The sequence below is a fragment of the Spirochaetota bacterium genome (genome assembly GCA_004297825.1).
Classification (GTDB): domain Bacteria; phylum Spirochaetota; class UBA4802; order UBA4802; family UBA5368; genus FW300-bin19.
In genome coordinates this window covers 37387-48685 of record SCSX01000084.1, presented here as the reverse complement: position 1 = coordinate 48685, position 11299 = coordinate 37387, and the positions used below count along the sequence as shown (strand labels likewise).

At 53.9% G+C, this 11299-nt stretch carries 8 protein-coding genes; 4 read left to right on the top strand and 4 right to left on the bottom strand.

The features are described from left to right. Positions 1-22: 22 nt before the first annotated feature. The 3 genes from EPN93_18645 to EPN93_18635 all read left to right on the top strand — a co-directional run bounded on the left by EPN93_18645 (position 23) and on the right by EPN93_18635 (position 4286). Positions 23-1135, top strand: coding sequence for a 2-hydroxyacyl-CoA dehydratase (locus EPN93_18645; protein ID TAL31043.1), 1113 nt, complete (start codon positions 23-25; stop codon positions 1133-1135). A 70-nt stretch (positions 1136-1205) separates the two neighbouring features. After that, positions 1206-2447 (top strand): 2-hydroxyacyl-CoA dehydratase, encoded by a 1242-nt coding sequence (locus EPN93_18640; protein ID TAL31042.1) that lies wholly within the window; start codon positions 1206-1208, stop codon positions 2445-2447. Between the two features lie 30 nt (positions 2448-2477). Further along, positions 2478-4286, top strand: a complete 1809-nt coding sequence (locus EPN93_18635) for a long-chain fatty acid--CoA ligase (GenBank protein TAL31041.1) — start codon at positions 2478-2480, stop codon at positions 4284-4286. On the opposite strand, the gene EPN93_18630 is transcribed toward EPN93_18635, so the two are convergent. Together EPN93_18630 and EPN93_18625 are read right to left on the bottom strand one after the other, a co-directional pair. Beyond that, complete coding sequence (locus EPN93_18630) at positions 4234-5151, bottom strand: hypothetical protein (protein TAL31040.1); 918 nt, start codon at positions 5149-5151, stop codon at positions 4234-4236. The two genes, EPN93_18635 and EPN93_18630, sit on opposite strands and share 53 nt — an antisense overlap. Positions 5152-5202: 51 nt before the next feature. Next, positions 5203-5736: a gamma carbonic anhydrase family protein gene (locus EPN93_18625; GenBank protein TAL31039.1), complete on the bottom strand. Its 534-nt coding sequence runs from the start codon at positions 5734-5736 to the stop codon at positions 5203-5205. A gap of 176 nt (positions 5737-5912) precedes the next feature. Between EPN93_18625 and EPN93_18620 the strand changes: the two genes are divergently transcribed. Continuing rightward, positions 5913-7070 (top strand): ATP-binding protein, encoded by a 1158-nt coding sequence (locus EPN93_18620; protein ID TAL31038.1) that lies wholly within the window; start codon positions 5913-5915, stop codon positions 7068-7070. A gap of 136 nt (positions 7071-7206) precedes the next feature. Here EPN93_18620 and EPN93_18615 read toward each other — a convergent pair whose 3' ends face one another. Further along, positions 7207-8088, bottom strand: coding sequence for a hypothetical protein (locus EPN93_18615; protein ID TAL31037.1), 882 nt, complete (start codon positions 8086-8088; stop codon positions 7207-7209). 100 nt (positions 8089-8188) lie between these two features. Then, the gene (locus EPN93_18610) at positions 8189-11284 is read right to left on the bottom strand and encodes a hypothetical protein (GenBank protein ID TAL31036.1); all 3096 of its coding nucleotides are present in this window, start codon (positions 11282-11284) and stop codon (positions 8189-8191) included. Positions 11285-11299 lie beyond the last annotated feature (15 nt).

The window sequence follows — 11299 nt, the reverse complement described above, 5'->3', positions numbered from 1 at the left end:
AACTACAATATGGAAAATTATCATGAGATCTAAAATGGTCGAGCCCTTCGTTGAAATTGTTCGAAACGAACAAGCGTATCTGACTGAAATTGCCTCGCGCGGCAAGGCGATTATCGGATATTTCTGCACCTATACGCCCCTTGAGCTGATCCACTCCATGGGAATCGTCCCGGTACGATTGACCGGCAGCTCACGGCAGACGGATAAAGCCTATTCCCTCGTGCCAAGCTTTATCTGTCCCTACGTGAGAGGCGCGCTTGAAAAGGGCCTTGGCGGAGAATATAATTTCCTTTCCGGCATCATCCAGGGATACACCTGCGACGCCGCCTGCGGCATCGTGAACATCTGGGAAGAGAATATCGGGGGGAAACTCTTCTACTCAATGCCGCTCCCCTACAATAAATCGGCCGCTTCCGGGGAATTCATGCGCGCCCGCATGATGGACCTGGTGAAAATGCTCGAATCCATCGGGGGTGATTTTCAGGAAGGCAAGTTGAGATCGTCCCTTGAATTATACGGGGAGATCCGCCAGGCAATGCTCGACATGTATACGATGAGATATCGCGGGAGTCTTCCCTTGTCGGCCGGCGACTTCCTGTACGTGGTACTCGCCGGATTCATTACCCCTCCCGCGGATTACCTGGCGATGCTTAAAACCCTTGTATCGACCTTCACTACGACAGCGACGCGAAAACCGGACGGTGTTCCGATCCTTGTTTCCGGCAGCATCATCGAAAATACCCGGTTGTTTGAAATAGTAGAGGACCGCGGGGGAAGGATCGTCGCTGATGATCTCTGCACCGGTTATCGTAATTTTTCCCCGCCCTCGGGTTCCGGCAAGGATGCGGTCGATGCGCTGATCGATCGATATATGAACCGGTTTCCCTGCCCCTCGAGGAGCAGGGTTCTGGAGCGCCTGCCACACCTCGCGGATCTTATACAGGCGTCCGGCGCCAAAGGCGTACTGTTTCTCTTTCAAAAATTCTGCACCCCGCATCTTGCGGACCACCCCGTACTGGCGCGCGAGCTGAATGCAAAGGGCATTCCGTCCCTGGCCATCGAGATCGCGGAGTCACCCGATGTAGACGGTCAATTTATGACCCGAATCGAAAGCTTCTTGGAGATTTTAAAATAGGCGCCGACAAATATGATCGGCAAGCCCTTCACACGCACGTTACATATTATCAACTAGTCGGGGTATCGGAATGGAAAAATCCGGCAAATCCAAGAAAAGACTCACTACCGCAAAGGAGCTCAGCAGGATAATTATCGAGTATTACCAGGAATGCAACCAGGCCAGGGGCATGGGGAAACCCGTAGGGTGGATGCCCCCGATGAACGGGGGAATTGAGATATTTTACGCCATGGACCTCCAGCCGGTGTTTCCGGAAAACTGGTCTCCCATCTGCGCCGCCTTCGGGCTCACGCCGGAAAATTTTCGCGTCACCGAGGAGATGGGATATTCGCGGGACCTCTGCGGCTATCTTCGAAACATCAACGGATATGTGTACGGCCTGATGAAGAACGGGGGAGGCCCCCTGGGCGGCCTCCCAGAGCCGGATCTTATAATCTCCCCCGGGGCCGGATGCATCCCCGTCATGAAAATTTTCCACATCATGGAAGAGCGCTTCCCCGATGCAAAAGTATTCAGGGCCGATCTTCCTCAAGTCGCCGTAGAAGATATTAGAGAGGATCACCTGAGATATGCGGTGAGCGAAATAAACCGGCTCATCGAATTCCTCACCGAAGCGACGGGACGCACGCTCGATCGTGACAGGCTGGCGGAAGTCGTCATGCTCTCCGACCGGGCGTGCGCGCTCTGGGATGAGATCATGGCCTACAGAAAAAGCATCCCCACGCCTTTTTCGGCGGCCGAGATCGGCATTATGTTCGTCATGGTCACCCGTCAGGGAACGCAAACCGCGGTGGATTACCTGACCAGGGTGAGGGACGAAGTGAGGGAGAGGGCCCTTTCGAAAATCGGGGTTATCGAAAACGAAAAAGTGCGCCTTTTCTGGGACAATATTCCTCCCTGGTACAACATGGGCCTGCTGAATTATTTCGAAACCATGGGAGGAGTCATGGTGGCGGAAACCTATTCGGCGGCATGGTCCCTGAGGCTTGATGTGAAGAACCCGATAGAGACGCTGGCCATGAAGAGCCTGATGTCGTACCCAATGGTCTCCTGCGTCTCCATCAAAAAACGAAAGGAGATGGTGCTTAAGGCATGCAGGGAATATCACATCGACGGGGCAATACTGCACAGCAATAAATCATGCCATCCCATCACCCTGGGCCAGATGGATATCAAGAGGGCCCTTGAAAAGGATCTCGGGATACCGTCACTCGTGATAGACGGCGATCATATGGACGAGAGAAATTTTTCCATGGCGCAGTTCCAGACGAGGGCGGATGCCTTCATGGAAATGCTGTTACAGAAGAAGTAGACCATATCATAAAATATTCGGGGGCAGACTATGGGCGGAGATACAATCATCGACATATTTCTGGATAACGCTCTGGCATATCCTCATACGACTATCCTCAAGTTTAAAAAGAATAAAGGGGCTGACTATAGCGACGTAACCTGGAAGGAATTGAGGGAGACGACGATGGCCTTTGCATGCGGCCTTGCAAAGCTGGGCATGAAGACCGCCGACAGGATGGCGATACTCTCGTCAAACCGCTATGAATGGATCATCGCCGACCTGGGATGCATGATGATGGGTGGAGCCGACGTGCCGGTATATCACACGAATACCCCCGATCAATGCGCCTATATCATTAGGGATTCAGGATCAAAGTATGTCGTGGTGGAAGATGAGCTGCAGCTCGCCAAGGTCCTGTCAAAAGGGAAAGGGCTCGGTTTGAAAAAGATCATCCTCATACACGGAAAGCGGCCTAAACAGAAAAATGTCATTTCATACTCCGACCTTCTTGAAATCGGCAGAAAAAGTTTCAATGCTCTTGGCGGCAGAATTGAAAAAATCGCCCGATCGATCGATCCATCGAAAATGGCGACTATCGTCTATACCTCCGGAACTACCGGCCCCCCGAAGGGGTGCATGGTGAGTCACGGGAATACCGTCTATGTCCTGAAATCGATCGATGACCTGATCCGCATTGATCCGGAGTCGAACCTGTCCCTGATGGTGCTCCCCCTCTCGCATTTCTATCCGAGGATATCCGGCTACTACTACAATATTTTCAAAAACGTCCCGTTTGCCGTCGCCGAATCGATTGATACTTTGGCAAAAAATATGATGGAAGTCCGCCCCACATATTTTACCAGCGTGCCCCGCATATTTGAAAAGGTCCACGGCAGGATACTGAACAACGTGAAACAGGGATCCCCGTTGAAGCGGATGATATTCTCCTTCGCGGTGACGATCGGAACGATGAGAAGCAGGGGGATGAACTCAAAGGGACATGTTTCCATACTATTGAGTCTTGCATTTTCGCTGGCCGATCTGCTCGTTTTCAAAAAGATACGGGACCTGCTGGGCGGGCAGCTCCGGTTTGCCGTATCGGCGGGAGCTCCGCTCTCGGCTGCGGTGGGAGAATTTATTCACAGCATTGGAATACAGGTGATCGAGTTTTACGGCCTCACGGAGACCCTTGGAGGAACGATGACCACATTCGAAAAATGCCGTTACGGCACGGTGGGGATGCCCATGCCCGGTTTCGAGGTTAAAATCGCCGATGACGGCGAGATATTAATACACGGCAACAACTTCCTCGGGTACTGCAACAAGCCTTCCCTCACGAAAGAGATACTACAGGGCGGCTGGTGTTATACCGGCGACATAGGATACTGGGACGCTGACGGCTTCCTGGTGATCAACGACAGGAAAAAAGACCTCATTGTAACATCGGGAGGGAAAAAGATATCTCCCCAGAACATCGAGAATATGCTCAAAAAAATTCCCATGGTTTCCAATGCGATGGTTTACGGGGACAGAAAAAATTATCTTACCGCGCTTATCACGCTCGACATGGCGGACACGAAAGACTATGCGAAGCGGCACAATATCCCGGGCGAAAGATTTGAGAATTTGATCCTATCGCATGATATACTGCGGGCGGTCCAGAAAGGGATTGATCGGATAAATGAAAATCTTGCGAAATATGAAAGCATTAAAAAATTCATCGTCCTTCCGCGGGAATTCTTGCAGGAAGAGGGAGAGATCACGCCGACGTTGAAGATTAAAAGGAAGAATATCACGGAACGCTTTAAAAATGAGATCTCATCCATGTATGGCGGCGATAATCAGAGTGCTTCATAGCCCATTTGCGTCCCCATAATCCGTATAGATTATAAAGCGGTAATCCCAGCGGGAGTATCTTTTCAACGAATGGTGTCAGGTAGCAAAGCCTGATCAGGTTGTGGTACAGATCCCGAATCTCCTTTTCCTCCAGGAATACCGTATTCCCCTTGTACTTGAATCCCCATCGTTCGGCCAGCTTCTTCGCGTACATTGGCCCATCACGCATTACAACCTTTGCGCTGAATGGTCCTGTCAACAGGCATGGTATGGTCTTATCGTTCATGAGCGATTCCACGCCCCTTGCGGCAAGTTGTGTTCTCCACGCATCCGAATTGAATCTATTGTTCCCTGCCTTATCGATGGCGTGGACCGTAATGTTTTTTATAGCGCGCTGCGCCTCCGCGCACGCCACCGGGCAGCCTGAAAAGAATATGGGGCGTATGTTAAAAGGTGCAAGGGCCGATGAAAAAAGCTCCACCTCGGCCATGGGGGTTCCGTTTACCGTGAGCCTCTCTATTCTCGAAGTCAGGGTATGCGCGAGGAATCCGCCCGATCCCGACGATGCGTGCATCCCCGTCATCATGAGGCCGGTCACTTCGGGAGGATCGCCAATGCCGGGAACCATGCCGTTTATGTAGCCTGGTATAATCCGAGCCCTTGGGTCTATCAGTTCCGGAAAGAGATTGAATCCCGTTCTATGGAAGTCCTTTACGAAGATTTGTTCCGCGCCCGCGTCCAGCAGGGCCTTCACGAGCGCATTGACGTCCTTTGACATTTCAACGCACGCCCCGGCCCATTTTTTGGTTTTGAATGCCGATGATTCATAGTCCCGGCACCCCGAGCTCCCTTCTATATCGGCAATGATCAGTATTTTTGTGTGCATAGCGATTGGGAATGCTGAAATGAGTCTAATCCGCCATTTTTTAAATTCGCTTCATGGAGATGGAATCCACTCAATTTCCCTGTAAGTCTCCGTATATTGTGCCGCCAGGTCTTTGTAGGCCTGCTGGCCCAAGGCCAGCAGATCGCGATGGCGCTGTGTCACCTTGCCGACCTCCTCAGCGGGAATTCCCCCGAAGATGGTTCCGGACGGTATCACCTGTTTCTTCCTTACATGGGACTTTTCCGCCACGATGGCCCACTCCTCCACGAGGGAATTATCGGTGATGAGCGCCTGCATACCGATGAGGGCGAAGTCCCGGACGATCGACGCGTGCACCATCGCCAGGTGGCCCAGGATGACCGAGTTACCGATCTCGGTAAGCCCCGGGCCGTGGATCACCACGCCCTCTTCCACGGCGCTCGCATTTCCAATTATTATGGTGCCGAAATCGGCGCGGATGGTCGCACCAAAGCCGATGAAACAATCCCTGCCGATACGTACATCGCCGATAACATACGCGTTGGGCGCGATCCAGGTACCTTTCCCTATCACGGGGATCTTATTCTTGAATGAACATACCGGCATGGGCTTCCTCGATGCTTACGCGACGGCGGTTTATTCGAAAAAATCAAACTTGAATATACTTACCCAGGATACAATCAAACTCAAGCAAAAGATTCGCACTATGGGGAAGAAAAAGTTCTTTACATATTGTGAATACAATTCACAATCTGTAAAGTCACGCGGCGGGGGAATTTCGAATGATAAAACGCGCCATATCCGGGAAGGTTCTCCAGCTTGCGGATCAGTATCCGGTAATTACCATCACCGGTCCACGGCAATCAGGTAAAACGACCCTTTGCAGGGCCCTTTTTAAACACAGGGAGTATATATCTCTGGAGGATATTGACAACCGGGAGTATGCCAGAAATGACCCAAGGGGTTTTCTGAAACAATTTCCCAACGGGGTAGTGATCGACGAGGTCCAACGTGTCCCCGGCCTGCTTTCATATATCCAGACCGCGGTCGACGGCAAAAAGGGAAACGGCAGATTCATACTAACCGGGAGCCACCAATTTGACCTGCTGAGTTCAGTAACCCAGTCTCTCGCCGGACGAACGGCGCTCATAAACCTTCTTCCCTTCACTATTGATGAGATTTATGCACCCAAAAAAACTCCGGACATTGATACGGTCCTTTACACCGGCTTCTATCCCCGCATTCATGACCAGAAGCTGAACCCCACCGAGGCGTTATCCTTTTATGTAAATACCTATATTGAAGGAGATCTGAGAAATATTATTAACATTAAAGACCTTTCCGTGTTCGACAGATTCTTGAAACTCTGCGCGGGAAGATGCGGCCAGATTCTGAATTTGTCATCTATTGGGAATGACTGCGGCATAAACCACGCTACGGTAAAAAACTGGGTATCCATACTTGAAGCCAGCGGCATCTTAAAACTTCTCCGGCCATACTATAAAAACTTCAACAAAAGACTTATCAAATCACCAAAACTTTATTTCCTTGATTCCGGTCTTGTCTGTTATCTCCTTGGCATCAATGACCCGGATCATTTGATGAATCATCCTCTCCGAGGCGCGATTTTTGAATCCCTTGTCGTATCCGAGCTTATCAAGAAAAGGTATAACGCGGTTAAAACCGACAATCTGTATTACTTCAGAGACAACACGGGGAACGAGGTCGACATTATAATGGATCGGGGATCCGAAACCGGGCAGATTGAAATAAAATCCGGCATGACGGTCGCGAGTGATTTTCTCAAGGGCCTGAATTTCTTCAAAACCTTGAATAAAAACGCGGGGCCTTCTTACATCGTTTATGGTGGCAATAAAAGTTATGAAAGGGAAGGGGTTACGATTACTTCATGGAGGAATGTTGTCAACATAGATGTTTAATTTTTATCATCATCTTGAAAGCGCGAATTCGTACCGGGCCCTGTCGACTTTCTCCGCAAGACTATAAAATACGGGCCGAAACGCACGCCCCATGCCGGTAACGCGTGCGCCAGATGCGGCAGGATGCCGCGAATATTTAAAGCCTGAACCCCGCGAATACGCCCGCGACCACGGCGTGGAGCGCGGCCGAAAAATCGTAGAGCATCATGTAATCGGCGAACAAGCCCAGGTAGAAGCGCCGGGGCACGAACGAGAACGAGAGCGACAGTCCCGCGACCGTGGTCATGGCCATGGTGCTCAGCTCGTCCTTCTCGCCGTCATAATATTCCAGCCTCGTAAAACCCAGTCCCAGGCGGGGAATGATCTCGAGCCGCGAGGTCGCGCGGAAGGGGTAGACCGCGCTCGCGATGACCGGTATCACCTGGAGATAGCGCTCGGAGTGCTCTCCGTTCACGCTCTTAGCGTATCCCGCGTCCAGGAGCAGGCGCATTCGCGGCACGAATAAGGCGTTAAAGCCGGCGCTCCCCATGTAGGAGGTCGCGGGACCCAGATGGGAGCCCCCCGTGTTCAGCGGGATGAACGCCCCCGGCATGAAGCGGAACTCCAGGTCCACGGGACTGATCTCCTCGCCCGACATTTTCACGATGTTGAGCTTCGACAGGGTCTTGTCCGGCGCGTCCTGGCCCTCCCGGTACACCACGCGAAGCGCGTCCTCCTCCACGAGGTAGCCGGATATGACCGCGTTCTCGCGTGTGAGGATGTACACGCGCTCGAATCCCTTGCGCTCCTTCTCTATGCTCTTCACCTCGCCCAGGTTGATCTGCCGCGTCTGGTATTTCGTCTTGACGGTGATGTAGCCGTCGCCGCGCTGAATGATCTCGCCGTTGATCACCTGCCCGTCATGGAGGGAGATGATTTCGGCGAGGGCGCGACTCGTGAAGGAAAGCACGCCCAGCAGAAACGCTCCCGCAAGGATTGCGATGAATGGGTTGATCGCATTGTATTTAAAGGTGCTCATCGGTTCTCCTTTAAGGCTCTGAGGTCTGATATCGCCCGCATCCGGACGGCGCCTCGTTCCTTGATTTATATCCCCGCATTCCCGTCGGGTCATCTTCCCGTTACGGCAACGGCGGGTTCTCCCGCAGATACGGGAAGCCGTCGTTGGTACCGTCTATGTTCCAGGTATTCGTGAAGTCCCATCCGGTATAGGTGGACTGCTGCAGCATAAGTGCCTGCGTCGTGTAATAACCCCCCGCATCCCCTACAGCGGGGTTTTTCGGCGGCTGATAATAAAAGCAATTCGTAATCGTCGGGCCGTCGATATACCCCACAAAGCCGCCATAAGTGGTCCCCGATTGTGTAACAGCTCCCGTGGCATAGCAGTTTATGATCGTCAGCGCCGAACCGATGCCGTATCCTAACAGTCCGCCAAAGTTGTCTCCGCTCCCGGTGTGTGTAACATTTCCACGTGCATAGCAATTGCTGATTTCGCATGTGGAACTCACACTGATCCAGCCAACGAGCCCGCCAAAATTATAGGTGCCACGCACGTCCCCGGTCGCCCAACTCTCGGTTATTGTGATATTAGTCGTCTCGCCCACAATACCCCCGGCATGATCACCACTGCTTGTTACCGTCCCCGTCGATCTGCATCTGCTTACCAGACCCTCCCCATGGCCGAGAATTCCCCCAGTTACATTAGCCCCCACGACAGTTCCCGAAAACAGGCAGCCTGTAAAGCTTGAACTTCCTGAAACATACCCGGCCACGCCTGCGATACAGTTGCCGTCGTACGAAACCACGCTTCCTGTAACTATACAGTCGCTTATTGTGGATGAAACCACGGATCCGGCAAAACCACCTACGGATGAATCTCCGTCGGTCACGTCCACGTCGGCCGTGCACCCCGTGACCGTTGAGCTCATTAACGATCCGGCGAACCCTCCCACTCCCGTGGCGGTGGCGGTGGCATCGAGAATGCCCGTTACATGGCAATCGGAAATGGTGGTTGAGTCGGCTATCCCAACCAGCGCTCCTGAATAGTAATCTGCATTCTGAATGGAGCAGCCCGTTACATCGGTATTCCTGATGGTCGCGCCGTTCGCATAGCCTATAAGCCCCGAATGGGTGCTATCGCTCATTTCAAGCCCGGTCACCGCATGGCCGTTCCCGTCAAAGATACCGGTGAACCACACCGTTGAATTACCAATTGGCGTCCATGTCTGTCCGGTCACATCGATGTCGCCCGAAAGCACGATGTAGCCGTTCCACCGGGCTGGAGTCTCGCTTACCTGGATGAGGTCGGCAGGGCCCGAGACTGTGTACACCGTCTTGGACTCAGCGGGCGGGGTGACTTTGATGCTCACGCCCGTCGAGGTATTGTCCACGATGTCCCTTGTCTGCACCTTGATGGTGTACTCCGTGCCATTGGTGAGGCCGCTGAAGATGTACGTCATCACTGTAACGACCTCTACCGTTGGGCCGCCGGATTCGGAATCGATGGTGAGCAGATAGTCTTTCAGGTCGGAGTCTCCGGGCGGCGTCCACTGCACCGTAATGCTTTCGCCGCCGGCGCTCACGACTGAAAGGTTCACCTCGCCCGGCGCCGTCTGGTCGATTGCGTAATTAGCCGTCCGTACATCTTCCATGTTTTCCGCGTTGTCGATGGCCTGGTACTTGAGCTCATAGGTGCCTTCCGCCGGGCCTATGACCGCCTGGGTCGTATCGGCATACACGACCGTCGCTGTTCCGGAGGTCAGAGGATCGCTTCCGTCCAGAGTGTAGCGTATCCGCGATACGCCGGAAACCGAATCGGATGCGCTTATGTCCACCGTGAATTGCGTCGTCGACCTGTGCAGGTTCGCGGGATTCACGGTCGTGGAGGGTTTGACGCCGTCGACGATGTAGGTTGCGGTCTTCACATCCTCCAGGTTATCCTCTTTGTCGATGGCGCGGTATTTGAGCTCGTAGGTGCCGTCGCCGGAGCTGCCAATGGGCACATTTGCCGTGCTTCCCGTCACTATCGTCCCGTTGTTGCCGGAAAAATCCGGGATCGCGGCACTATTCACTACGTAGCTGATCCTCGATACGCCCACGAGATTGTCGGTCGCGCTTATGGTCGCCGTGAACGAGCTCTTGGATATTTGACCGTTGGCAGGATTCACGGTGGAAACCGGCGGCGTATGGTCTCCGCTCACCACCGTGTAGGTTACACTCTTCACATCCTCCGTGTTCCCCACCGCGTCGATAGCGCGATATTTCAAGGTGTAAGTGCCGTAGCCTCCTGCCCCTATGGTCGCGACGGCCGAGGCTCCCGTCACCACCGTGCCGGTGCCGGTAAAGTCCGGGTCGCCCCCATTCACCGTGTAGCTGATCCGCGACACGCCGGATAACGCGTCGCTTGCCGTTATGGCCACCTGAAAGGCGCTCAGCGCCTCCGTCCCGTCCGGCACGCTCACCGTCGAGGAGGGCTTCCCGTCGTCGAGCGTCAGGATGAACGACGCGGTTCCCACGGCATCCATGGAGTCCTTGAGCAGCACCCATACCCTGCTCTGCGCGCTCACAGAAACCCTTACGTCGCCCTCGATGCCGAGCCAGTCGGGCCCGTCTACGCTGACCGTGACCTCGCTGCCGGCGTGGTAATAGTAATTCGCCAGGCCCATGTCGTAGGCCGGCGCAACGGCCCCGGTGCCGGCTACGGCCTGCACTTGGTAGAGCCCGGAGGTGTTGGCGGTGAAGGTGTAGTTGACCTGCCCGCTCGAGGCGGTATAGACGGGGATATCCCCTATCGAGGTAAGGGCGGGACCACTTGCCGTCGTCCCCAGGACAATTTCCTGCGACGCCTTTCCTTTCCGGTCGTCACTGACCGTCACCTTCACGCTCACCGGCTGCAGGGGGATGATATGGCTTCCCGCGTGGAAGGTAACCGTGCTCCCGGACTTCGTGTCCGTCTGGTCGGAGAAGCTCCCGTCGGCGGAGCTGTACTCAAAGTGGAGCGCCTCGCCCTCGGGGTCGCTCGCCTCCACCGCGAGGAGGGAGGTCAGGCCCGGGACAATGGGCGTCGCGGGAACGAGGTCGTCGGTGAAGCTGATGATGGATGGCGCCTTGTTCGGGGTGAAGTCCTTGAGCGGGCCCACCACCTCGCTGCAGCCGGATGCGAGAAGGAAGGGAAGGAGGAGAAATAAACCAAAAATATTTATTAATCGCGTTCTCATAGTGTATCCTCTAAT

Coding starts and splice junctions, on each gene's coding strand:
- EPN93_18645 (TAL31043.1), top strand. CDS start 23: ATGAGATCTAAAATGGTCGAGCCCTTCGTTGAAATTGTTCGAAACGAA.
- EPN93_18640 (TAL31042.1), top strand. CDS start 1,206: ATGGAAAAATCCGGCAAATCCAAGAAAAGACTCACTACCGCAAAGGAG.
- EPN93_18635 (TAL31041.1), top strand. CDS start 2,478: ATGGGCGGAGATACAATCATCGACATATTTCTGGATAACGCTCTGGCA.
- EPN93_18630 (TAL31040.1), bottom strand. CDS start 5,151: ATGCACACAAAAATACTGATCATTGCCGATATAGAAGGGAGCTCGGGG.
- EPN93_18625 (TAL31039.1), bottom strand. CDS start 5,736: ATGCCGGTATGTTCATTCAAGAATAAGATCCCCGTGATAGGGAAAGGT.
- EPN93_18620 (TAL31038.1), top strand. CDS start 5,913: ATGATAAAACGCGCCATATCCGGGAAGGTTCTCCAGCTTGCGGATCAG.
- EPN93_18615 (TAL31037.1), bottom strand. CDS start 8,088: ATGAGCACCTTTAAATACAATGCGATCAACCCATTCATCGCAATCCTT.
- EPN93_18610 (TAL31036.1), bottom strand. CDS start 11,284: ATGAGAACGCGATTAATAAATATTTTTGGTTTATTTCTCCTCCTTCCC.